The following is a 23,532-nucleotide window of genomic DNA, read 5'->3' on the forward strand; positions in this document are numbered from 1 at the left end:
CGGCGCAGACTGGTGGGTTCTGGTTCGATCGACGAGTGACGCGCGTCTGCTACCGAGTACTCTCGGCTCGGCCATCCTCCGACGGAGAAGAGACCGATTTCGAGCCCGTCGCCCCCGGAACGCGACTGTGAGCCGGGATCCTCGTCACTGCGGATCGGAGCATCGGCTGCGAGAGCGTTCCGGTCGAAAAAGCGGTGATCGGTGTCGCGACCGAAGTCGCGAGCGGCGTGGTCGACGGCTTACGAGACCAGCAGCTTCTCGCCCTTCTCGACGTCGATGCGGCACGGCGGCGACATCTTGTTGTACGCGCGGCGGAGCGCGTCCTTCGCGATGTCGGCGTCCTCGGGCTGGCAGTAGACGGTGAAGACCCGCTCGCCGTTCTGGACGCGCGCGGCGGTGCCGACGGGTTTGCCGAACGCCTGGCGCATCCCGTCGGAGACGCGGTCCGCGCCCGCGCCGGTCGCCTGCTTGTTCTCGCGGAGGATCTGGTGGGGGAACTTCCGGAGGACCATCTTGTAGTTCTCTTGGCCGACCTGCTTGAGCATCACGCGGTTCGCCGACAGGCGCGCGGATTCGAGCGAGCCGTGACGGACCTGACACTCCTCCTCGAGGCGGAGGCTGATCTGGACCGGGTAGTCCTGCGGCCCGGTCTGGAGGTTGCCCATATTGTGCTGTGCGATCTTCGAGCCGGGGATCCCTGTGACGTAGTCGCGTCGCGTGTACGACGGCTTCGACAGTTCCCGGTACATTGAGGCGGGTTTGTCGGACATAGTTACTTGTGCGGAACAACGCCTATTCGACCTAAAAGCGCTTCGAACTGTTCGCCGCGGAAACGCGGTGCGTTCACCGGCCGGGAACCGAGGTGTTCCCACCGGCCGGCGCGGGCGGTCGAAGGGACACTAGCGTTTGCAAGTCTTCACTCGCTCGCGCGACTGCGCGCGGTCGGCTGAGTAATCAGTTGCAAACGCTACGATATATTTGTCTCCGCGACGTCTACAGACCCGTGATACTGGTCCTCGAAAACGAGGTCGATCCCGACACCCGGTACTTCGTCCCCGAGATCAGTCGGCACCTCGAAGCCGCGGGCGCCGACGTCGAGGTGTACCCGTACGCCGACGCAGGTGGTCGTCCCGACGCTCTCGCCGACGCCGAGGGCATCGTTCTCTCCGGGAGCACCGCGGGCGTCTACGAGACTGCGGCCTATCCGTGGATGGACGAGTTGCGCTCGCTGGTCCGGGAGCTCGTCGCCGCCGAAGTCCCGACGCTCGGCGTCTGTTTCGGCCACCAGCTCGTCAACGACGCGCTGGGCGGCCGCGTCGAGCACCGCGGCCTGCGGAAGGGAATCGAGACGATCCGATTCGCCGACGATCCGCTCTTCGACTCGGTCGGGGCCCGCGTCCCGATGGTTCACGGCGACTTCGTGACGGAACTCGGCGACGGGATGGAGCGTATCGCCGCCGCGGACTACTACGAGAACCTGGGCAGCCGACACCGCGACGCGCCGCTGTGGACCGTCCAGTACCACCCGGAGTTCACCGCTGCGCTCCTGCCGCAGATCGAGACCGACTTCGGCTGGCCCGCGAACAGTTCTGATCGCGATTTCGACGGCGTCTCCGTCGAGCGCACGCTCGCCAACTTCGTTCGGCTGTCGACGGAGTGAACGGACGACGCCCCGGGCGTCACCCCGCTCGATTCACTCGGGAGCGGCCGACTCGGGCGGTTCGGCCGGGACGAACTCCAGATCGAGTTCGTCGAGCAACGCCGCCGCCCGATCGGTGACCGAGGGCGCGACGAGCAGTCCGCGAACGCCCTCGTCGGGGAACTCTTCCTCGACGGCCTCGACGTAGCGCCGGAGTTGACTCGCCGCCGAGGGACCGACGCGCCGACGCTTCAGTTCCACGACGACCGGCCGTCCCGCGTCGTCCTCGCCGAACACGTCGACCGGCCCGGCGGTCGTTTCGCGCTCGGTCGCCGTCGGGACGAACCCCGGTTCGACGAGTTCGGGATCGTCAAGGATCCGTCCCCGGAGGTCCTCCTCGCTCCCGGTCAACCGCAGGTCGCTCCGGTCGGTCACCTCGTAGGCGGTCGCCTGTTCGATGCGCTCGAAGCCGACGTCGAGGCGCTCGTTCGGCGAGGAGCGCTCGCTGCGGATCCGGAGCCGGCCGTCCCGGACACTGGCGCGGTGGACGCACCCCGGCGGCTGCCAGTTCACCGGTTTGCGGTTCTCGTCGGTGTGGACGAGGACCGTCCCGTCGGGCTTGCAGACGACGAGCCTGTCGCCCGGGCCGAGACTCGACGACGCCCGCCCGTCGTACTCGACGCGACACCGCCCGAAGACGGTCACCATTCGGCCGTCGCCGAACGCGGATTCGAGCAGGCCCAGCGCGTCCCGGTGGGTCGGGCGGTGGAGCGTCGTCACGGACATCGGTTCGTCGGTCGGTTGGCGCTCGGCGGGTAAAAGTCGCGCGTCGCCGACAGCCGACCAAGCGGGCCCAGCGCCCGGACGAGTCGCGGTCACCGACGCGCTCGCTGCAGGAGCGTGCGAGCGCCGACGGCCACACCGGCACCAGCGGCGTTCAGAAGGGCATCTGCGGAGCTGGCGGTTCGCGCCGCCAGCGGAGCCTGAACGAGTTCGACACCGAGGCCGACCGCAGCGGCGACTGCGACGGCGGCGAGGGCGGTCCGGAGACCGGCGGCTGTCCCGGATCGAGCGGTGGTTTCGACGTCGCCGTTCCGTTCCGATCCGGGTCCGCGTGCGATACCGACGGCGACGAGCCACCCGAGAACTCCGTAGGCGACGACGTGAGAGAGCGCGAAGACGTCGACGTCGAACGAGCCGGTTGGGCCTGCGTCCGTCGGTGTCGTCGTCGGGGCGTCGACCGGACCGAACAAACTCGGATCGACGACCGACGCGAGGACGACGAGGCCGATCCAGCCGACTGCGACCCGGCGCGCCCGACGCCCCGACCACCGCACCCCGGGCGCGTCACCGCGCGTCCGACCCGTCACCGAAGTTCGCTCACCATCCCGTCGAGCATCGCCGCGCCGGACTTGAGCAGCGACGGTTTCGTGAGCGTGTCGACCTCCTCGCGCGTGAGTTTGAAATCGAACAGCGCGAGGTTCTCCCGCAGGTGGTCCTCGGTGGTCGACTTCGGAATGACGACGACGCCGCGGTGCTGGGTCGCCCAGCGGAGTACGATCTGGGCGGGCGTCCTGTCGTACGTCTCGGCGAGTCGCTGGACGTCGTCGTCGCCGAGCGCCTTGCCGCGGGCCAGCGGGCTGTAGGCGGTGAGGAACATCCCCTCCGATTGGCAGTAGCCGAGCATCCCCCGCTGGGGCTTGTAGGGGTGGAACTGCACCTGGTTCGTCACGAGCGGCGTCTCGGCGGCCGCCCGTGCGCGGTCCAGGAACACCTGCGGGAAGTTGCTGACGCCGACGTTGTACACCAGCCCCATCTCGACCAGGCGGTCCATCGCCGCCATCGTCTCCGAGACCGACACGAGCGGGTTCGGCCAGTGGAGCAGCAGGAGGTCCACGTAGGACGTGTCGAGGCGATCGAGGCTCTCCTTCGTGGATTCGATCACGTCGTCGTACCCCGCGTTACCCGGCGTGACTTTCGTCGTCAGAAACACCTCGTCGCGGTCGACATCGGCGTCGGCGATGGCGCGGCCGACTTCCGCCTCGTTCTCGTACAACTGCGCGGTGTCGACGTGTCTGTACCCGAGTTCGAGCGCCGTCGAAACCGTCTCGTAACACGTTTCGCCCGTGAGCTGCCACGTCCCGAGTCCCACTTTCGGGACGCGCGCCCCGTACGCCTCGGCGTACTCCATCTCGACGTCGACCTCGTCCATACCCCAGTTGTGTGCTCCGTCGATGAGAACGTGTCGGCGGATGCAACTATAGTGGCATCGGCGAGCGCTCGCTCATCGACTCGCAGTTCGCTACCGCGCCGGCCCGCGACGGCGTCGCGACTCGGCGCGCGTCGAAATAAGAATAGTTCAGAGAACTGCCGCAACCGAACCGGACCCGTCTGCCCGCTCGCCCGCCAGCCTCCGACCGCTACCGTGAGTCGCGTTGACTTCCTGCTTACAGGCGCTCGAGGTTCGTCGCACGCGGACCCTTGTCCGCCTGCTCGATGTCGAACTCGACTTCCTGCCCCTCTTCGAGGTCCGGACCGCCGACGTCTTCCATGTGGAAGAAGACGTCCTCGTCCGCGTCGTCAGTGGAAATGAAGCCGTAGCCGCCCGTGTCGTTGAAGAAGTCAACCTTACCGTTTGCCATTGCGACCGTACCGAGAGCCCGGGGAGGGATAACTGTTGTGCGGTGCGTGATACCACGGACTGTGGTCGGTGGCGGGCGAGGACCGCGCGGTCACCGGCCGAACAGCCGCTCCCAGAGCGACCGCTCGGACGGACGCTCCGCCAGCAGCACCGAACAGTCGACGTCGTTGACGACTTCGTAGTGTAGCGAGTCTGTCAGCAGTCGAGACAGCAGTCCGCGCTCGGTCGCACCGAGGATCAGCAGACTGTGCTTCCCAGCCTCTCGCTCGATGACCGTCTCGACGTCGCCTGCCTCGACGAGCAGCTCGGCGTCGGTGAGTTCGTGCTCCAGCGCCCACGTTTCGAGGAACCGCTGGCCCGCCTCGACGTCCGCGTCGGACTCGACGACGTGGAGCAGCGACACCGCCGATCCGACGGCCGACTGGAGCATCCCGACGACCTCGGCGCTCAGATCCGAGTCCGGACCGCCGTAGGTGGGAAGCAGGACGTCCGAGGGATCGAAGCCGCGGTCTTTGACGATCAGGAAGTCACACGGCAACTGGTTCGTCAGCTCTTCGAGCGGCCGCTCCGCCCGCGCGTCGCTCCACAGTCGGTTCTCGTCCCAGCCCAGCAGGACGAGGTCGGACTCCGTCCGGCGGGCGGCGTCGAACATCTCCTCGAACGAGCGGTTGGTGACGACCATCGACGTCTCGAAGTGCACGTCGTATCCCGACGCCGTCTCGCGGATCGGCTCCATCAGTCGCGCCGACTCGCCCGCGATCCGCTGTCGCTGCCGATGGCTCGGGTCCGCCGGCCGACGTCCCGGCGTCTGGATCACGTGGACCGCGTGGACGGTCGCCGCCTCCTTCGCGCTCGCGAGCGTGCAGGCCAGGTCGACGAGGCCCGACTCGGTCCGCGGGTTCGCGATCGGGACCATAATCCGGTAGTCGCCGTCCCGCGAGAGCGACCGCTCGGAGGGGTCCAGCATCGGCACGTACGAGCGCCCGGCGAGGCGGCCGAACAGCCACTCGCGGGGCGTCAGACGGCGCTCGATCCCCTCGAACCGGGCGGATTCGAGGCGGTCCTCGCTCGTCTGGAAGTAGTTGACGAGCGTGACAAGCGCCACGCCGCCGATCGTGTTGCCGAGGAGAACGGGGAGCACGAAGTCGGTCAGGCCGGCGAGAAACGCCAGTTCCCCGTGCAGTACGAGGTACCACGCCTCGGAGAACGCGACGACCGAGTGGAACAGGCCGCCGACCGGGATCGAGAGGAACGCCAGGTAAGTCACCACGATGCGGGAGATCGTATCGCGGGAACTGAACCCGACCCAGACCACGCCGGCGACGATGAGCCCCGCGAAGACCGCCTTCGAGAACAGCGCCCACCAGCCGACCTCGAACGCGCCTTGGCGGGCGAGGTAGAGCGCCTCCTCGGCGGCCGCGGGATCGAAGACGCCGCCCCACGCGAGCACGACCGTGCCGATCGCACCGCCGGCGAAGTTGCCGAACAGGACGATCGTCCAGTGACGCAGCAGCGCGGGGAGGCTCGCGATCCGCTCTAAGGTCAGCGCGACCGGCGGCAGCGTGTTCTCCGTGTACAGCTGATAGCCGCCGATGATGATGTAGATGAACCCCAGCGGGTACAGGAGCGCGCCGACGATCTTGTTGTCCGTCGTCGCCGACACCGAGGCGTAGAGCAGGAACGTGATACTGATCGCGAACCCGGCGGCGATGCCGCTGAAGAACAGTTCGCGCCCGGTCGAGGTGACCTCCTCGTCGGCGGCGGCGACGATCCGCTGGAACACCTCGTCCGCCGAGAACCGGTCGCGAACGGCCTCGCCGACGGCCGGCGCGCCCATCCGCGAGCGTTCGACGGCCTCCCGGACCGATTCGTCCAGGTCCGTTTGGTCCGGGAACTCGTCCACATCCGTCCGTTCCGGGGGCGGCTCCCCGACGTCTGAATCCGAATCGTCCATCGTGTTACGCGAGCGAACCCGCGTGACTTTATAGTAGTGTTTGCCCGTGACCCCGCCGGCGTCGTGCTCGAGTGGCCGACCGCCAGTAACCCGCAGAAGCCCGGAACGTGCGACGTGACACTCGTCCGCAACGATCAGCGGGAGGCGGTCGTCCCCGTCGCGATCGAATAGGTCGGCCGGTGAAACCGGGAAGCCAACCACGACTGAGAGATCTGTTTGATAAATCAATATAGATACGGACTTTGGCCATATTCGGACACTAATTCGAGAATATATAGAATGCTTGTTTATTTTTTGCCCATCAGAGTAGCTACCTGAGTACCTTATCCGACGTCCTTCCGAAGGGACGTATAAACAACCGCAGTTTGACGGCATAATGATGATACGCTATTCCCTGAGACTCAGTGACGTACCCTAGAGCCGGCGACACGGGGCGACGTCGACGTCGTCCATCGGTCGACCTATGGGGGACGAACCTATGTCACGAGAAAATCCGTTCACGCGGCGAGAGTATATGCAGGCTGCCACGGCAACGGCCGGGTTGGCCGCGATCACTGGTTGCCTCGGCGGTGGCGGGGGCGGCGGCGAGTCGTCCTGGCGCAGCCAGGAGCTCGCGGCGGTGCCCGCCGAGGAGTACGACGCGCTGTACGAGCCGAGCGACGAGGACGAGACCGGAGAGACGATCAACCACCTGACGTGGACAGGCTACGACGCCTCGAACGTCCAGGACCCGTTCCGTGAGCAGTTCGACTGCGACACCCAGCTCGACCTCTTCACGTCGAACCCACAGGCGTTCAACCGACTCCAGTCGGGCGAGTGGGAGCAGTTCCACCAGGCCACGTTCGATATGGCGTGGCTGCCCGACCTCGCGGAGGCGGAACTGATCCGCCCGCTCGACTACGAGGAGTGGGAACCCTACACGTTCGACAAGTACATCGATATGTTCACCAAGGACGAGGGGTACGCCTACGCCTTCCTCAACGAGGACGACTACTCCTTCGACCTGGACGGGACGATGTACGGCGTGCCGCAGCGCTTCGGCTGGGCGTCGTTCGTCGTGAACAAAGACGCCGTCAATCAGGCCGACTACAGCAGTTACGACGCCGCCTGGATGGAGGACTACGAGGTCGGCGTCTACGACCTGATGTTCTGGGCGATCCAGATCATTATGCTCCGGGAGGGAATCGATCCGTACAAGGAACACACCGACGAGGAGGTCGAACAGGTCCGCCAGGCGACGTTCGATCTCTTCGACAACGCGAAGACGCTGCTGCCGGACTTCGCGTCGATGAACCAGGCGATGAAGTCCGGCGAGATCGACATCGGCTTCATCTCCGGGAGCTGGATCAACGGGACGCTCCGCCGCGGCGGCGACCTCCAGTTCGAGGCGCACGTCCCCGAGGAGGGCGGCGTCATCTGGGTCGAGACGACCTGTATGATGAAGGGCGATCAGCCGACTGCCTCGGACAACTACCTCGCCTATATGCAGCAGGGCGAGACCGCGAAGAACCTGATGTGGCCCACCTCCGGCGGGACGAACGCCGTGCCGCACCAGACGGCGATCGACGAGCTCAACGACGAACAGCGGGAGGTGCTCCGGATCGACGAGATTCCGGACATCGTCGACAATTCGGTGTTCTACACCGGCGTTCCGGATCTGGAGAAGTTCGAACCCATCTGGCGAGAAGCGAAGTCGCGGATATAACCGTCCCTCTCGACGTACGTACCTATTTCATCACTATGCTACAAGCAACAAACCTCAGAGCGGAATACGGTTCCCTAGTCGCCGTCGACGACGTGAACCTCCAGATCGAGACCGGGGAGTTCGCGACGATCGTGGGGCCGAGCGGCTGTGGCAAGACGACGCTGCTCAGGATGCTCGCGGGCCACCAGGAGCCGACCTCGGGGACCGTCGAACTGAACGGGGAGGACGTCACCTACACCGAGCCGCAGAACCGTCCGACGAGTCTGGTGTTCCAGTCGTGGGCGCTATTTCCCCATATGACCGTTCGGGAGAACATCGAGTTCCCGATGCGGAACAACGGGATCGAGATCGGAAACCGGGTCGAAGAACTCCTCGAACAGGTGCGGCTGGACCCGGACGTCCACGCGGACAAGCAGGCGACTGAACTCTCCGGTGGGCAGAAACAGCGCGTCGCGCTCGCGCGTTCGCTGGCCTACAACCCGGACATTCTTCTCCTGGACGAACCGCTCGCGTCGCTGGATTACGTGCTCAGGAAGCGCCTCCAGCGCGAACTGGCCGACCTCAACGAGGAGTTGGACATGACGTTCATCTACGTCACCCACTCGCTGGAGTCGGCGCTCCTGATGAGTGACAAACTGTTCGTCCTCGACGACGGGGACATCATCCAGACGGGGTCGCCCGAGGACATCTACCGTCAGCCAAACACGAAGTTCATTGCGGAGTTTATGGGCGACGCGAACGTCTTCGAACTCGACGCCGCATCCCAGATGGACGGCGGCTACGAGGTACAGTCGTCGGTGTTCGAACAGACGACCACCGTGCCCTACCACCACGACCACGGCGAACCGAAGTACCTGGTCGTGCGGTACGACGATACTGCCGTCGGGACCGATCTCACCGCGGAAATCGGCCTCGAAGTGGACGTCGAGAACGTGCTCGTGCGCGGGAACACCGTCCTGATCGAGTGCGGCTCGCCGGAGACCGACGATGAGTACGTCGCCGAGATGCCCGTCGACGCGTTCAGGGACACGAACATCGAGAAGGGCGACACGGTGTGCCTCCAGTGGGACTCCGCGAAGTCCATCCTGGTGCCGGAGTGATTCCGATGTCGACGATAGAGACACTCCGAGCCGAGATCGACGCGCTGGAAGGGGACGAAAATCCGGTACGTCGGCTCCTCTCGCCGCCCGGGATTCTGATCGCGCCGATGGCCCTGTTGCTTCTGTGTATGTTCATCGGGCCGATGCTCGCGATCGTCGTCTTCTCGTTCCAGACGGGCAACAGCATCGCGCTGAGCCCCCTCGAGTGGTCGATCGCGACCTACCAGGAGGTGATCGGCGGGATGGCCTCGGGCGAGGGAGTCTACGGCGACGTCCTCGCCAACACCGTCGCGGTGAGTATCACGACGACGGCGCTCACGCTGATCGTTTCGTACCCGGCGGCGTACGCGCTCGCGCACAAGATCTCTCGGTACAAACTGGTCTTCCTGATGATCCTCATCATCCCGCTTTTCACCAGCGTGAACATCCGGGTGTTCGGGTGGGCGCTCTTCCTCGTGCAGAACGGCGTTTTCGACAGCATCGTCGGGCTGTTCGGAATCGAGGAGTACGCCTCGCTGATGTACCGCCGTTCGACGATCATCCTGGGAACGACCTACATCTACCTACCGTTCATGTTGTTCCCGATCTACCTCTCGATGCTCAGTATCGAGGACACGACGCTGGAGGCGGCGAAGGACTTGGGAGCGAGTCGGTTCACGCTCTTCCGGAAGATCCTGCTGCCACTGAGCAAACCGGGCATCATCATCGGCTCGTTGTTCGTGTTCGTCCTGAGCCTGGGGGCCAACGTCGAGGCGGAGATCCTCGGCGGCGGGTCGATCTTCACGATGGCGAGCAACATCCAGTACTCCTTCGGCTACTCGCAGAACTGGCCGCTCGGATCGACGCAGGCGGTCGGCCTGTTGCTCATCACCGTCGTCGCTGGCGTCGTCATCCTGCGAACGATCGACCTGCGGGAAATCGCGGCACGAGGTGACTGAGTATGAGCACCAAACACTCCTCGGGACTCGGTGCACGGCTCGGCGACAGCGTCTGGTACGTCTACGTCGCGCTCGTCGCGCTCTTCCTGATGACGCCGCTCGTGAGCCTCGTCATCGCGTCGTTCTACGACGGCCGGTTCTTCTCGATCGTCGACTACGAGTTCACGCTCGGCTGGTACGAGGCGGCGCTCACCTCCGGCAGCGTCCGCGGGGCGTTCACCAACACGGTGTACATCTCCGTCCCGGTCACGATTCTGAGCACGGTCATCGGGACGGCCGCGGCCATCGCGTACACGCGCTATGAGTTCCCGTTCCGCGAGCAGTTCAAACTGTTCGCGCTGCTGCCGATCTTCTTCCCGCTCATCCTGCTCGGTCTGGGAATGTCGATGTGGGCGAGTCAGATCAACCTCGGCTACGGCATCGTGCCGTCGATCATCGGCGAACTGGTCTGGATCTCGCCCATCGTGATGTTCGTCGTCTCGATCACCGCACTGGGGATCGACCCGAACATCGAGGAGGCCGCGAAGGACCTGGGAGCCGACACCGTGACCCTGTATCGACAGGTGCTGCTGCCGCTGATCGCCGACGGCGTCGTCTCCGGCGCGATCTTCGCGTTCGTGCTCTCGTGGAACAACTACTACATCGTCTCCTACCTGTCGGGCCCGCAGAGCACGATCACGACGTGGATCCACGGGCGGATGACGCAGGGCTTCACGCCGGTCGTGCCGGCCGTGGCGTCGCTCATCTTCTACGTCTCGATACTGCTCGTCATCGGCGCGGCGGTGCTCGAGTACCGCTCGGTCGACGAGAGCAGCTGAGCCGTTCTATTGTTTTTTGCGTCAGATAAGCGGACAGTCACAGACTGATCCGGAGCATTTGCCAGTATCCGATAACCGTATATAGCCGTATGCGCAACGGGAGTCTGTCACACGGCAAGACGCCGATTATGCTCGAATACACGTTCAGTATCAAACACAGGGGCTGCTGGACCGCCTCCCTGAACGACGCGTTTCCGGCGGTCAGAGCGACGATCATCTACTCCTACCGGCTCACCGGGACGAGCATCACGATGGTCGAATTGACGCGGATCGAGGAGGGCGAACTCGACGAACTGGTCGCGTGGCTCGAAGACCACCCCGTGATGAACACGAGCCAACTCGTCAGTTACGACGACAGACGCCAGAAGGCGTTCGTCAGCCTGGCCGGGGATTACGACACCGACACCGAACCGGTCCTGAACGTCCTCCTCCGGAACAACTGCTTCCCGACGATTCCGGCGACAGTGGCCCGGGGACGAGAGCACTGGAGCGTCCTCGCCTCGAATCACGAGCAGGTCAGCACCGCCCACGACGAACTCAGGCAGATCGGCTCCGTCGACGTCGACTCGCTCCGCTCGCCCGACCTCGACGGGCTTCTCACCGGACTCACGGAAGTAAAAGAGGCCGTCCAAGACCTCTCGCCCCGGCAGCTCGAAGTCCTCTCGCGGGCGATCGAGGAGGGGTACTACGACTCGCCGCGGTCGTGTAACATCGAGGAACTGGCCGAACTGGACTCCGCGAACACCTCGACCGTCGGCGAGCACCTGCGTCGGTCCGAGGCGAAGATCCTGAAGGCTGTCGCGCCGATGCTCGACCGTCCCAAGGAGCTCGGTGCCCGGACGAACTAGAACTCGTCGAGGTACTCCTCGCGCTCCCACGACGAGATGTGATCCATCGAGCGGTTGAACTCGTCGCGCTTGAGTTTCACGAACGACTCGACCAGCGACGGTCCGAGCATCTCCGCGAGCACGTCGTCGGCTTCGAGGTGGTCGAGAGCCGACCAGAGCGTCCGCGGCAGACGCTCGTAGTCCTCTTCGTACGCGTTCTTCAGCGTCGGCTCGCCCGGATCGATCTCGTTGCGGATGCCGTCCAGCCCCGCCGCGAGCGACGCCGCCATCCCGAGGTACGGGTTGCACGAGGAGTCGGGGACGCGGTGTTCGATGCGCGTCGCCGGCCCGAGTTCCGGCGGGAGCCGGAGGACGGTTGATCGGTTGTCCGGTCCCCAGGCGACGTTGACCGGAGCCCAGATGCCCGGCAGCAGCCGCTTGTAGGAGTTCACCGTCGGCGCGCAGATTGCCGTCAGCGCCTTCATATGTTCGAGGAGGCCGCCGATGAAGTGTCTCCCGACGTCGGAAATCCCCGACTCGCCCGCGGGGTGTTTGCCGGCGGGGAACTGGATGTCGCCAGTCTCGCTCGCGAACTGGTTCTCGGACTCCTCGAGGTCCCACAGCGAGAGGTGGAAGTGGAGGCCGTTGGCGTCCTCACCCGAGTGAGGCCGCGGCATCATCGATGCCTTGTGGCCGTGGTTCCGCGTGACCGACTTGGCCATATGGCGGAAGAACATAATCCCGTCCGCCGTCGTCAGCGCGTCGTCGTACTCGATGTTGACCTCGTACTGTCCCGGTTGGGACTCCTGGTGGACGCCGAGGACGTCGTAGCCGGCGGTCTCCATCGCCGAGCGCCACTCGGAGATGAGCTCCGAACTCATATCGACGGCGTCGAGGTCGTACGAACAGCGGTCGTTGTACGGCACCCATCCGCCGTCGCCGTCGGGGCTGAGCAACGAGAACTCGGTCTCGACGCCGGCGAGCGCGCGGTACCCGTCCGATTCGAGTTCGGCGAGGACGTTCCGGAGGGCGCTCCGGGCGCAGAGGTCGAACTGCGACCCGTCGACATCGGTGAGGTCGGTGAAGACGGCGGCCGTGTCGTCGGCCCACTCGACGGGAGTGACCGAGGAGCGATCCGGGACCGCCAACATATCACCGCCCTCGGCCCCGTAGTGCGGATCGTCGAGCAGTCCGGGTTCGAGCGTCAGTTCCGCGACGCCGTTCGCGAATCCGATCCCCTCTTCGAAGGCGTGTTCGGCCTCGTCGCCCGGGACGGTGATTCCGCGGGCGACGCCGTTGAGATCCGTCCACACGAGCCGGACGTCGTCGTACTCTGATAGCGTGGTCATCGGGATATCGTACGCAGGTCGCTATCGGAGTATATGAGTTCACCCGCAGGCTTGCGGCTCCTTTTATGTGAGGCAGTGGCACGGCCGCCTCGACCGGCTCGATGGGTCGTTCCGAAGCCGGTCGTCGTGACTGCGCGACGCGCGTCGGTACTTAAAAAATCGCACATCCACCGGGCAACGCTTAGGCGGGCTTGTGGGTCAGTGCAGGGTATGGAATCATACGAACTGTTGATCGACGGCGACCGGCGGTCGTCGTCGGAGGCGATCCACGTTGCGAACCCAGCGACGGGGGAGACGGTCGGGCGCGTCGCGAAGGGCGACGCCGCCGACGCGCGGGCGGCGATCGAGGCCGCCGACGCGGTGACACGAGCGTGGGAAGACCGGTCGCCGGCCGAGTACGAGCGACCGCTCCGCGCCGTCGCCGACAGAGTCGAAGCCGACGCCGACGACATCGCGGAACTGCTCTCGAAGGAGACGGGCAAGTGCCTCGCGACGGCCGAGGGCGAGGTCGCCGAGACCGCCGCCCAGTTTCGGTTCTACGCCGGCGTCACCGACAAGGTCCGCGGCGACACCGTCCCGACGGCTCCGAACCGACTGAACTACACCCGGCGCGTCCCCTACGGCGTCACCGCCCACGTCGTCCCGTGGAACTACCCGCTGCTCCTGGGAACGCGCGGCATCGCCAGCGCGCTGGCGACGGGCAACACCGTCGTCGTCAAGCCGCCGACGCAAGCGCCGCTGACGACGATGTGGATCGGCGAGCTGCTGCTGGAGGAGTTCCCCGACGGCGTCGTCAACGTCGTGCCGGGACCGGGAAGTGAGGTCGGGGCCGAACTGTCCGCGAACGCCGGCGTCGACGCCATCACGTTCACCGGATCGACCGGCGTCGGTAAGGGCGTCCTCAAATCCGCGGCGGAGCACATCACGCCCGTCGACCTCGAACTCGGGGGGAAAGCGCCGTCGATCGTCCTCCCCGACGCCGACCTCGAAAACGCCGCCCGAGGCGTCGTCGCGGGCATCTTCTCGAACGCCGGCCAGAACTGCGTCGCGACCTCGCGCTGTCTCGTCCACGAGGCCGTCCACGACGATCTCGTCGAGAAGATCGTCGAGAAGACCGAGCGCATCACCCTCGGCCCCGGCACCGACCCCGAGACGGATATGGGGCCGGTCATCTCCGAACGCGCCCGCGAGGACGTCCTCTCGTACGTCGAGTCGGCGAAAGAGGAGGGCGCGACGCTCCTGACCGGCGGCGGCGTCCCCGACGACCCCGCGCTCGCCGAGGGGACGTTCGTCGAACCGACCGTCTTCGACGACGTGGACCCGTCGATGACGGTCGCCTGCGAGGAGATCTTCGGCCCCGTGCTGTCGGTCGTCCCCGTCGAATCGACCGAGGACGCCATCGCCGTCGCCAACGACTCGCCGTACGCTCTCGCCGCGGCGATCTGGTCCGAGCGCCTGGACGCGACCCGGATGGCCGACCGCCTCGATCACGGCCTCGTGGCGATCAACACCTTCCCCGTGTCGATGCCGCAGAGCCCGTGGGGCGGCAACAAGGAGAGCGGAATCGGCCGCGAGGGCGGTCTGGAAGGCGTCGAGGCGTTCACGACGGTCGACAGCGTCGTCGTCGAGTTCGACGGGATGGAGGATCCCTACCGATGACGGACACCGTCCTCGTCGCGCGGATCAAACACGAGACGAACACGTTCTCGTCGCTCTCGACCGGCCGCGAGGCGTTCGAGTCGACCTCGCTGTTCTTCGACGAGGAGATCGTGCCCGAGTTCCGCGGGACGAACACGGACCTCGGCGGGTTCCTCCGCGTCGCGGCCGAGGAGGAGTGGGACGTCGTCCCGACGGTCGCGGCGAACGCGACCCCCGGCGGCGTCGTCACCGCGGACGCGCTGGACGCGTTCGTCGAGCGGTTGTGCTCCGGGATCGAGGAACACGATCCGGACGCCGTCCTGTTGGGGCTCCACGGCGCGATGGTCAGCGAGCGCGACCGCGACGGCGACGGGTACATCCTCGAACGCGTGCGCGAGAGCGCGGGTGAGGACGTTCCGGTGATGGCGACGCTCGACCTCCACGCGAACGTCTCCGAGCGGATGGTCGCCCGCGCGGACGGGCTCTTCGGCTACGACACCTACCCGCACGTCGACATCGGCGACACCGGCGAGACGGCCGCCCGCGCGATGGCCGCGACGCTGAACGGCGAACTGGACCCGACGATCGTCGTCGAGCGAGCGCCGCTCTTGCCGCCGCTGCCGGTGCTTCAGACAGCCGACGAACCGATGGCGTCGCTGCTGGACGCCGCGGGCGACGCCGAGTCCGACCTGACTCCCGACGTGTCCGTCTTCGGCGGCTTCGCCTACGCGGACGTTCCAGAGGCCGGATTCAGCGTCCTCGGCGTCACCGACGCCTCCGTCGCTGACGAGACGCGCGCGGCTTGCGCCGCCATCGCGGCCGACGCCGACGATCGACGCCGCGAGTTCGATCGGACGTACACGGGCGTCGCGGACGCCGTCGAAGAGGCAGGGGAGTGGGGCGGGGGAGACGGCCCGCTGCTGCTCGCCGACATCGCCGACAACCCCGGCGGGGGGAGCGCCGAGGACGGCACCGTCCTCCTGAACGCGCTGCTGGAGGCGGGCGTCGAAGGCGTCGCCGTCGCCGCCATCTACGACCCGGCCGCCGTCGACGCGGCGATCGAGGCCGGCGTCGGCGAGTCGGTGGCCGTCGAACTGGGCGGCCACATCGAGGACAACGGCGATCCGATCCCCGTCGACGCCTACGTACGATCGATCTCCGACGGCACCTACCGAAACCAGGGACCGATGTCGACGGGGTTGCAGGTCTCCTTCGAGCGGACGGCGGTGCTCGAAGTCGACGGGATCGACGTGATCGTCGGCTCGCACCGCCAGCAGCCGTACGATCCGGAGGTGTTCCGGAGCCAGGGAATCACCCCCGAACGGCAGCGTGTCCTGGTCCTGAAGAGCACCGTCCACTACCGCGCGGCCTTCGAACCGATCGCGGGCGCGGTTCGCGAGGTGTCGGCGCCCGGGCTGTGTAGCCCCGACCTCTCGTCGTTCAGCTACGAGCACGTTCAGCGGCCGAAGTACCCGCTCGACGGGGAGTGAGTGGGCGGGAGGCCCGAATCGGACCGCTCGAACCGACCGGCGCAAGGGACCGCGCCGTAACCACACTTAACGCACCACATATATGAGACAGAATAGTGATGCGCCGAAGCGGACACGCTCCGGATACAGCGGGGACGAGTGACGCGGATTCCGCCGCCGTCCCCACTCGCGACCGAACTCACGACACACTACTATGACAGACTCACTGGAACTGTGGAACGCCCCCAACAGGATGCTCTTCGGCTGGGGTGCGGCATCGGAGATCGGAACGTACGTAGAGAAGTTCGACGCCGAGCGACCCTTCGTCGTCACCGACGAGGGCGTCGTACAGGCGGGCGTGCTCGATCCGATCCGCGACGCGATCGAGGAAGCGGGCGCGGACTGCGAGGTCTGGACCGGCGTCCAGCCGGACCCGACGGATCGGATCGTCCACGACGCGGCCGACGCGTACGACGCGGCCGACGCGGACCTGATCGTCGGGGTGGGCGGCGGGTCGTCGATCGACACGGCGAAAGCGGCCAGCATCCTGGCGGCGAACGACGGCCACATCCTGGAGTACACGGGCAGCGGAAACGTCCCCAACCAGCCGCCGCCGAGCGTCTACGTCCCGACGACGGCCGGAACCGGCAGCGAGGTCGGCCACTGGACCATCGTCAAGGACACCGAGACCGATATCAAAGAGGAGATCGGCGACGTGAAACTGCTGGCGGATCTGGCGCTCGTCGATCCCGAACTGACCGCCAGCGCGCCCGCGCCGATCAAGGCCGCGACCGGGATGGACGTGCTCACCCACGCCGTCGAGGCCTACGTGTCGATCAAGGCGCAGAGTCAGACCTCGGCGCTCGCGATCGATTCGATCGAGAAGGTCGGCGCGCATCTCCCGCGGGCGGTGGAGTACCGCGGCGGCGACCGAGAGGCGCTCTCGGAGATGGCCCGAGCCAGTATGCAGGCCGGGATGGCGTTCAACGGGGCCGGACTCGGTGCGGTCCACGCCATCTCTCACCAGGTCGGCGGGATGTTCGGCGTCCCGCACGGGCTCGCCAACGCGATCGTCCTCCCGTACGTGATGGAGTACAACCTCCCGCAGACGCCGGAGCTGATGGTCGACGTCGCCGAGGCGCTCGGCGAGGACGTCGACCGCACGAGGCCCGCGGCGGTCGAGGGGTACAAGGCCGTCCGGGCAGTCTGCCGGTTAGCCGAGTCCGTCCGCATCCCCGAGACGCTCGCTGAGACGGCCGCCGAGCGGGACGCCGTCCCGCAACTGGCCGAGCAGGCGCTCGAAGACGGCAGCCTGACGGGGAACCCGAGAGCGACCGACGTCGAGGACCTCGAAGGGATCCTCCGGAACGCCTTCGATGGGGACCTGGCGTACGAGGCGCGGCTCTGATCACCGACTCGGTCGGGGCAGGAAAGAAGAGACGCAAAGCGAGAGTCCGCGATCCGCGCGTACCGGTGAACAAGCAAGATTGAAGTCAGTTTGCGACCTCCCAGGAAAGGAATGAGACTGTTCTCGTCGAGGGCGGACCGCTGGCGCGGAATCCTCATTCTCCTCCTCGTTTCGGTCGCGTTTTTCGGACTCTACGTCGCGACGCGCCGGTACGCGTCGTTCATCTTCGACGCCGCGGAACTCCGCGCGTGGATCGCACAGTTCGGCATCTTCGCGCCGCTCGTCTTCGTCTTCCTCCAAGCGCTGCAGGTCGTCGTCGCGCCGATTCCCGGACAGGTCGTCGCGCTCGTCGCGGGGTATCTCTTCGGCCCCTTCTGGGGGACGGTCTACAGCCTCACCGGCGTCCTGATCGGCAGCGCGGTGGCGTTCACCCTCGCGAAGCGGTACGGCCGCTCGTTCGTCGAGGACATCCTCCACGAGGACGTCGTCAACCGGTTCGACGAGTTCGTCGAGCGGGTGGGTGCGCCCGGGCTGTTCGCGTTCGTCATCATCCCCGGCCTTCCCGACGACGCCATCTGCTTTCTGTCCGGGCTCACGCCCCTGCGGCTCCGGACGTTCATCGCGGTGATCAGCATCGGTCGCCTCCCGGCGTACGTGATCACCGTCTACGCCGGCGGCGAACTGGCCAGCGGGCGGTTCATCGAAGGGATCGCGCTCGTCGCCGTCGTGATCGCGCTCTCGGCGATCGGCTACTTCAAACAGGAGGCCGTGCGGGACCTGGTTCACCGGCTGGAACTGCGGTTCCAGCTCTGAGCGGCGGTGAGTCGATTCGGACCGGCCGCGACCCGCTGAGTCCGCCGACGGTTGACCAGCCGGACCGAGACCGTCGACTTACTGGTAGGGCTCCTCGTCGCGGTGCGCGTCGGGGTTCTCCTGTTCTTTCGCCTCCTCCTCGCGGACTTCCGACTCCTGTTCGATGCTCCGCTCCTTCTCGGCCTTCTCGATCTCGCTGTTGGCTTCGTTCGACACCTCTTCGGGCTCGTCTTCCTGCTCGTCGTCGGCAGTGTCCAGTTCGGTATCCTCTTGGATGTCGATTCCGTGTTCGTCCTCAGTCATTGCGCCAGCGTTTGGAACTGAAGACGGAAGAGTCCGGTGCGGAGGCCGCCTGTAGTCGAAGTCGAAAACAGGTCGAGCGAGAGTCGCGGAGTCCGGGTGTTTCATTCGGATGAGCGACGCCGAAACGGTCCCGCGAGTAGAGCGAGGGGGACCGGGGACGGCTCAATCTTCGGTCGAGTGCGTAACACGCTGGAATTAAGTCGCGTAGAATCGGAATGCCGCCTCCCGGATCGTGAACCTCGTCGAGACGGTCGCCTCGCTTCGCTCGGCGCTGCGACTCGCCTGGTTCAAATCCGCTCAGGTGTCGTTTTCACTGCTCACGTCGTTCGCAGGAAAATGCCGCCTCCCGGATTTGAACCGGGGACAGCTCGATCTTCAGTCGAGTGCTCTCCCAGTCTGAGCTAAGGCGGCGCGCATTCGGATCGATGCCGAGTATATAAAAAAGGGTTTCGGATCGCCGCGCCGTCAGCGGAGTTCGATGATAGCGTGCTACAGATTACGCGGTGCTGGAGTTGTCGGTCGGATTCGACGTTCAATTCGCCACGAGCAACCGCAGGGAGCGACGCAGTACATTTGGTCCAGCTGTTACCGGGGTGGCAGAGCCAGCCCGCAGAGCGAAGGGGGAGTGGGCTCGGGCGGATTCGAACCAGGGCAAGACTCGCTCCGCTCGTCTTGCAGGGTTCGGAATCCACCACTCGGAGAATACTCGGCCCTCGCTGTCGCTCGGGCACTCGTATGGGCTCGGGCGGAACTACCACGCATCGCGTGCGTTTCCTTCCCTGCCGGTTTCGACGGGCTCCGGTATCCTAACGGGGTTCTGTGAGATCAATGAAAACAGAACACGACGAACTCGACCCGTTAGAGCCGGGGCGCGCGCAGGAGTTGTACCTGAAGCAGAAGGAGATGGACGCGTCGAAGAAGACGGTGCAGTCGCACAAATATCGACTGAACGCCTTCATCCGATGGTGTGACGAGAACAACATAGATAACCTGAATGACTTGACCGGCCGCAATCTGCAGGAATATCGGCTTTGGCGTCAGGATGACGCTGATCTGAAGAAAATTACCTTGACCCAGCAGATGAGTACCATCCGGGTTTTCATCAAATGGTGTGGCTCGATGGAAGCCGTCCCTGCGGATCTCTACGAGAAGGTTATGATTCCACGAGTGACTCCGGAGGAAGAGAGGTCCGAAGAGATGCTTGAGGCTGAAACCGCGGAGGCTATTCGAGAGCATCTAATGAGGTACCATTACGCATCGTTCGAGCAGACGGTATTCGTGCTCCTATGGGAGACAGGTATGCGGTTAGGTGGCGCTCACTCGTTGGATATCGGAGATATAGATATCAAAAACAGACGGCTTGAACTCGTTCATCGTCCGGAACAGGGCACGGAATTAAAGAACGGTGGGGCCGGTGAGCGGCCAATTGCGATTACGGAGGGTCTCGCTGAGATATTACAGGACTTCATCGAAAACACACGGAAGAAAATCACCGACGAATACGGTCGCACTCCACTGTTTACATCTTCTCGCGGGAGAAGGTCTCGGAGTAGTCTGAGGCGAGCCGTGTATCGAGTCACTGCACCTTGTTTCAGGAATGAGCCTTGTCCCGGCTGTACAGGTACAGACGACAAGAAGTGTCCAGAAGCGGTCAGTCCGCATCCGATTCGTCGCGGTAGCATTACTCACTTTCTCACCAAGGATATTCCGACCGAGGTCGTTAGCGACCGGATGAACGTGAGCCGTGACGTTCTCGATAAACACTACGATCGGCGTTCTGAAGAAGTCAAACTAGAGCAACGAAGAGGGTACCTCGATAATATCTAATCTACTTTCAACTACTATCAATTGGACGAAAGAGAGACTAGAACATCTCTTCTGGGTTTGATTGTCCCAGATTTGCTCAGTATAGGGCAAAAACTTACCGACCGGTTCGTTCCCCAAACGGGCTCAACTAGACTGTGCCCTCCAGAGCGTTTCTTCAAGTTGATCACGCAATTGAATTACCATTTGAGGGAGACTATTATAGAGGCGAGCATCCCTGAGTTGGAATGATGGCCCCCCTACTCCGAGCGCGCCAAATACCCGACCATCTGGATTATGAACAGCGGCACCAACTGCCTTAGTTCCCTTGTCAAATTCGCTATCTACTATCGCATACCCTCTCTCTTTAATTTCTGCTAGTTCCGTGTGTAATTTCTCTGGGTCGGTGATTGTTTGCTCAGTCTCTGCCGGAAGCCCCCAGCGGTCAATTACCGCTTCAATTCGGTGTTCTGAGAACTCAGCTAATGCTGCTTTTCCAGCAGCGGTGTTATGCATATAGTACCGGTTACCAATGTCGAAATCGTTCCCAGCATATATCGTATACAGTCGCCCATTTTCGATGGACAGAAAATGGACATCTTCATCTATTCTCTTTGATAAGTCCTTCATTTCATCGATTACAACCCGTGAGTGAGGATGCGACCGCCAAACGCTGCTACCAAAATGGAGCAACTCCATTCCGAGCCGATATTCGCCATTATGTTCAATAACCAGTCCTTCATTTTCTAACGTTTTGAGCTGGGAAAATACGGAGCTTTTTGGTTTATCGATGCTTTGAGCGACCGCTGTTAGTGTATTGGCCTCGTTGCGTTTGATTAATCGGAGTATTTGTAACGAGGTCTGGGTTGTCTTCAGCAATCTCGGGCTGCTATCTGATGGCATAGCCCCTACCAAGTCCCTGTGGCAGATAATATTTCGCATTATGTGAATACCCATATAGACTGGCTAAGATCATTATAAATTGTGTGACGTTACCACTGGCCTTGGTAGTCCCCATTATGCGAATATGGGTAGAGTCGAGGCTCTTCGATTTACTAAGGCACCTAGCAGAAATCGACCGACACAGCGGAGATAATGCAGTCTCTGTAGAGCTGAAATACAAGGAACCAATAGCGCTTTCACATAATGAGAACTACTTACTATATTTTCCTTTATTTGGTCTTATATTCCGCATTATTTTGGACAATTAGGTAATTATAAGTGGGTAGGTATTGAGGGATAGACTGATCTGTATGATAGCAGGTCACACGATGGAGGATCCCGATGAGGAATTCAGATAAAGCAAACAATCAGGATCAGTTGTCGAGACGAATAGTCAGGAAGGCGGCGGAAGCAACACACCGTCTAGGACACATTCAGAGGTAATCACAAATGAGTGCAGACGATAGAAACTATGTAGAAAAGTTCCGTTCTGAAACCAATCCCATAGTTTTTGCAGGGGGCGTATTACTGACAGTCGCGATAATCGCAGCACTGGGCGCAAAGCCGGCTGTCACCGGAGAATTCCTTTCATCGGCCAATTCTTGGGTTGTCTCGAACCTAGGTTGGTTCTATCTCTGGGTGATTTTCCTAGCCTTCGTGTTCGCAATATTCCTCCTCTTAGGCCCGTGGGGACAAATCAAGCTGGGGTCTCCAGATGAAGAACCGGAGTTCTCTTACTGGAAGTATTTCGTAATGATGTTTACAGCCGGAATGGCTGGCGGCCTCGCCTTCTGGGGACCAGGGGAAGGTCTCGTCCATTATAGTACAGCACCACCATTACTGGAGGCAGGTGCTGGGACACAGGAGATTATGCCCGGTGCGTTACAGTATGCGATCTTCCACACCGGCCTCTCTCCGTGGTCTGTATACGTGGTTTTTGGAGTAGTAATAGCGTTCTTCGCGTACCGCCGAGGAGCCTCACTCAGACCTGCAGTCCTCTTAGCACCATTCATCGGTGCTGATAATTTAGATGGCTTCCTCGGAAAATCCGTTGACATCCTAATCACGGTGATTTCTGTCGCTGGTATCACCGTATCATTCGGAGCGGGCATCACACAACTCCTGTCAGGACTCGGTTACAACTGGGGAATTGAGGTAGGAGACATCGGCACGGTCGTGATCACATTGTTAGCTACGATCGTTGTCACAACTTCGGCGTCGCTCGGCATCAGACGTGGCATCCGGCGATTAGCCACCTTCAACATCTACCTCTTCATCGGATTGATGCTCTCGGTGCTAATATTTGGTCCACTGACGTTCCTTCTAAACCTTGGGACACTAACAGTTTCAAGCTACTTTACCAACTTCATCGAAATGAGCCTATTTATCGGCTCCAGTCCAGAAGCGGTTCAATGGCTTAGCAGTTGGACGCTGTTCTTCTGGCCCTGGTGGCTCTCATTTGGGCCGATGATCGGGATATTCATCGCCCGCATCTCGCGTGGCAGAAAGATCCGGGAAGTCGTGTTCGCTGCGTTGGTCGTAGCGTTCGCTATAACTGTCCCGTGGTTCGTCACGATGAGTGGAACCTCTATATGGCTTCAATCAACCGGTCAGGCTGATTTAATGGCGGTTTTCGGCGAGTATGGTGTAGAAGCGATAGGATTCAGTCTGTTCGAGGCGTTGATGCCGTTCCCTCAAGTCTTCTCAGCGCTATTTCTTCTACTGGTGTTCAGCTTTTTAGCGACGACTATTGACTCGTCAACACTTAGCGTAGCGATGCTTACTGTTGACGGAAATGAAGATCCATCGACCATCAATCGAGTTATATGGGGTGTCTTGATTGGTCTGCTCACATCGATCTTGATGGTAGTTGGCGGGTTCGGAGCGCTTCAAGCCTTCATCATCCTTGTTGGCCTCCCGTCTGCTATTCTCTGTGCTGTTGCATTAATCGGAATGACAATCGAATTCGAACGAGAATTCCCGGTCATTCTATCGAGTAAAACATGGGAAATGCAAAGTGAAGAAGTGAGTACAGAGGCAAGAGAACAGAAATTAGCTGGTGACGCTGATGATTGAAGAGCTATATGTCTTGGAAAACCGAAAGGAGGCAGACCAAGCTAACTTATTTTCTATCTAAATTCCTGAACCACCACTTCACCCTCTCCACGAACAGCCCTATAAAACA

General features: G+C 62.9%; 22 protein-coding genes and 1 tRNA gene. 13 read left to right on the forward strand and 10 right to left on the reverse strand.

Annotated elements, in window-relative coordinates:
* Positions 1 to 239: 239 nt before the first annotated feature.
* Positions 240 to 770 (reverse strand): 50S ribosomal protein L16, encoded by a 531-nt coding sequence (locus tag NO360_RS12860; RefSeq protein WP_256308208.1) that lies wholly within the window; start codon positions 768 to 770, stop codon positions 240 to 242.
* A gap of 290 nt (positions 771 to 1,060) precedes the next feature.
* Here NO360_RS12860 and NO360_RS12865 point away from each other — a divergent pair, with 290 nt between their 5' ends.
* The gene (locus NO360_RS12865; protein ID WP_390281754.1) at positions 1,061 to 1,660 is read left to right on the forward strand and encodes a type 1 glutamine amidotransferase; all 600 of its coding nucleotides are present in this window, start codon (positions 1,061 to 1,063) and stop codon (positions 1,658 to 1,660) included.
* Positions 1,661 to 1,693: 33 nt separating this feature from the next.
* On the opposite strand, the gene nucS is transcribed toward NO360_RS12865, so the two are convergent.
* The 5 genes from nucS to NO360_RS12890 all read right to left on the reverse strand — a co-directional run bounded on the left by nucS (position 1,694) and on the right by NO360_RS12890 (position 6,234).
* Positions 1,694 to 2,425 (reverse strand): endonuclease NucS, encoded by a 732-nt coding sequence (gene nucS / locus NO360_RS12870; protein ID WP_256308210.1) that lies wholly within the window; start codon positions 2,423 to 2,425, stop codon positions 1,694 to 1,696.
* Between the two features lie 89 nt (positions 2,426 to 2,514).
* Positions 2,515 to 3,009: a hypothetical protein gene (locus NO360_RS12875; protein WP_256308211.1), complete on the reverse strand. Its 495-nt coding sequence runs from the start codon at positions 3,007 to 3,009 to the stop codon at positions 2,515 to 2,517.
* The gene (locus tag NO360_RS12880) at positions 3,006 to 3,851 is read right to left on the reverse strand and encodes an aldo/keto reductase (protein WP_256308212.1); all 846 of its coding nucleotides are present in this window, start codon (positions 3,849 to 3,851) and stop codon (positions 3,006 to 3,008) included. Before NO360_RS12880 ends, NO360_RS12875 begins: the two co-directional genes overlap by 4 nt.
* 235 nt (positions 3,852 to 4,086) lie before the next feature.
* Positions 4,087 to 4,281 (reverse strand): cold-shock protein, encoded by a 195-nt coding sequence (locus NO360_RS12885; protein WP_256308213.1) that lies wholly within the window; start codon positions 4,279 to 4,281, stop codon positions 4,087 to 4,089.
* Between the two features lie 90 nt (positions 4,282 to 4,371).
* Positions 4,372 to 6,234 carry a formate/nitrite transporter family protein gene (locus tag NO360_RS12890; RefSeq protein WP_256308214.1) on the reverse strand — a complete coding sequence of 621 codons (1,863 nt, stop codon included), beginning with the start codon at positions 6,232 to 6,234 and terminating at the stop codon, positions 4,372 to 4,374.
* Positions 6,235 to 6,270: 36 nt separating this feature from the next.
* On the opposite strand from NO360_RS12890, the gene NO360_RS12895 reads away from it, so the two are divergent.
* From NO360_RS12895 to NO360_RS12920, 6 genes are all read left to right on the forward strand, one after another.
* Positions 6,271 to 6,405, forward strand: a complete 135-nt coding sequence (locus NO360_RS12895; protein ID WP_256308215.1) for a hypothetical protein — start codon at positions 6,271 to 6,273, stop codon at positions 6,403 to 6,405.
* A gap of 307 nt (positions 6,406 to 6,712) precedes the next feature.
* On the forward strand, positions 6,713 to 7,939 hold the full coding sequence (locus NO360_RS12900) for an ABC transporter substrate-binding protein (protein ID WP_256308216.1): 1,227 nt from the start codon (positions 6,713 to 6,715) through the stop codon (positions 7,937 to 7,939).
* 35 nt (positions 7,940 to 7,974) lie between these two features.
* Positions 7,975 to 9,039 (forward strand): ABC transporter ATP-binding protein, encoded by a 1,065-nt coding sequence (locus NO360_RS12905; protein WP_256308217.1) that lies wholly within the window; start codon positions 7,975 to 7,977, stop codon positions 9,037 to 9,039.
* Positions 9,040 to 9,044: 5 nt separating this feature from the next.
* Positions 9,045 to 9,977 carry an ABC transporter permease gene (locus NO360_RS12910; RefSeq protein ID WP_256308218.1) on the forward strand — a complete coding sequence of 311 codons (933 nt, stop codon included), beginning with the start codon at positions 9,045 to 9,047 and terminating at the stop codon, positions 9,975 to 9,977.
* Positions 9,978 to 9,979: 2 nt separating this feature from the next.
* Positions 9,980 to 10,795 (forward strand): ABC transporter permease, encoded by an 816-nt coding sequence (locus tag NO360_RS12915; RefSeq protein ID WP_256308219.1) that lies wholly within the window; start codon positions 9,980 to 9,982, stop codon positions 10,793 to 10,795.
* 89 nt (positions 10,796 to 10,884) lie between these two features.
* Positions 10,885 to 11,643: a helix-turn-helix domain-containing protein gene (locus NO360_RS12920; RefSeq protein ID WP_256308220.1), complete on the forward strand. Its 759-nt coding sequence runs from the start codon at positions 10,885 to 10,887 to the stop codon at positions 11,641 to 11,643.
* Here the strand turns inward: NO360_RS12920 and NO360_RS12925 are convergent.
* Positions 11,640 to 12,971, reverse strand: coding sequence for a glutamine synthetase family protein (locus NO360_RS12925; RefSeq protein WP_256308221.1), 1,332 nt, complete (start codon positions 12,969 to 12,971; stop codon positions 11,640 to 11,642). The two genes, NO360_RS12920 and NO360_RS12925, sit on opposite strands and share 4 nt — an antisense overlap.
* A gap of 210 nt (positions 12,972 to 13,181) precedes the next feature.
* On the opposite strand from NO360_RS12925, the gene NO360_RS12930 reads away from it, so the two are divergent.
* From NO360_RS12930 to NO360_RS12945, 4 genes are all read left to right on the forward strand, one after another.
* Positions 13,182 to 14,630, forward strand: coding sequence for an aldehyde dehydrogenase family protein (locus tag NO360_RS12930; RefSeq protein ID WP_256308222.1), 1,449 nt, complete (start codon positions 13,182 to 13,184; stop codon positions 14,628 to 14,630).
* Positions 14,627 to 16,099: a M81 family metallopeptidase gene (locus NO360_RS12935; RefSeq protein WP_256308223.1), complete on the forward strand. Its 1,473-nt coding sequence runs from the start codon at positions 14,627 to 14,629 to the stop codon at positions 16,097 to 16,099. The genes NO360_RS12930 and NO360_RS12935 overlap by 4 nt, the downstream gene beginning before the upstream one ends.
* Positions 16,100 to 16,292: 193 nt before the next feature.
* Positions 16,293 to 17,486 carry an iron-containing alcohol dehydrogenase family protein gene (locus NO360_RS12940; RefSeq protein WP_256308224.1) on the forward strand — a complete coding sequence of 398 codons (1,194 nt, stop codon included), beginning with the start codon at positions 16,293 to 16,295 and terminating at the stop codon, positions 17,484 to 17,486.
* Between the two features lie 111 nt (positions 17,487 to 17,597).
* On the forward strand, positions 17,598 to 18,299 hold the full coding sequence (locus NO360_RS12945; protein ID WP_256308225.1) for a TVP38/TMEM64 family protein: 702 nt from the start codon (positions 17,598 to 17,600) through the stop codon (positions 18,297 to 18,299).
* A gap of 78 nt (positions 18,300 to 18,377) precedes the next feature.
* On the opposite strand, the gene NO360_RS12950 is transcribed toward NO360_RS12945, so the two are convergent.
* A complete protein-coding gene (locus NO360_RS12950; protein ID WP_256308226.1) occupies positions 18,378 to 18,602 on the reverse strand; it encodes a hypothetical protein in 225 nt (74 codons plus the stop codon).
* A 337-nt stretch (positions 18,603 to 18,939) separates the two neighbouring features.
* Positions 18,940 to 19,013: transfer RNA gene (locus tag NO360_RS12955), tRNA-Phe, on the reverse strand.
* A gap of 417 nt (positions 19,014 to 19,430) precedes the next feature.
* On the opposite strand from NO360_RS12955, the gene NO360_RS12960 reads away from it, so the two are divergent.
* Complete coding sequence (locus NO360_RS12960) at positions 19,431 to 20,429, forward strand: tyrosine-type recombinase/integrase (RefSeq protein ID WP_256308227.1); 999 nt, start codon at positions 19,431 to 19,433, stop codon at positions 20,427 to 20,429.
* Between the two features lie 123 nt (positions 20,430 to 20,552).
* Here NO360_RS12960 and NO360_RS12965 read toward each other — a convergent pair whose 3' ends face one another.
* A complete protein-coding gene (locus NO360_RS12965; protein WP_256308228.1) occupies positions 20,553 to 21,308 on the reverse strand; it encodes an IclR family transcriptional regulator in 756 nt (251 codons plus the stop codon).
* Positions 21,309 to 21,797: 489 nt separating this feature from the next.
* Between NO360_RS12965 and NO360_RS12970 the strand changes: the two genes are divergently transcribed.
* Positions 21,798 to 23,423 carry a BCCT family transporter gene (locus NO360_RS12970; RefSeq protein WP_256308229.1) on the forward strand — a complete coding sequence of 542 codons (1,626 nt, stop codon included), beginning with the start codon at positions 21,798 to 21,800 and terminating at the stop codon, positions 23,421 to 23,423.
* The last annotated feature ends 109 nt before the right edge of the window (positions 23,424 to 23,532 follow it).

This window comes from Halobellus litoreus, assembly GCF_024464595.1.
Classification (GTDB): domain Archaea; phylum Halobacteriota; class Halobacteria; order Halobacteriales; family Haloferacaceae; genus Haloquadratum; species Haloquadratum litoreum.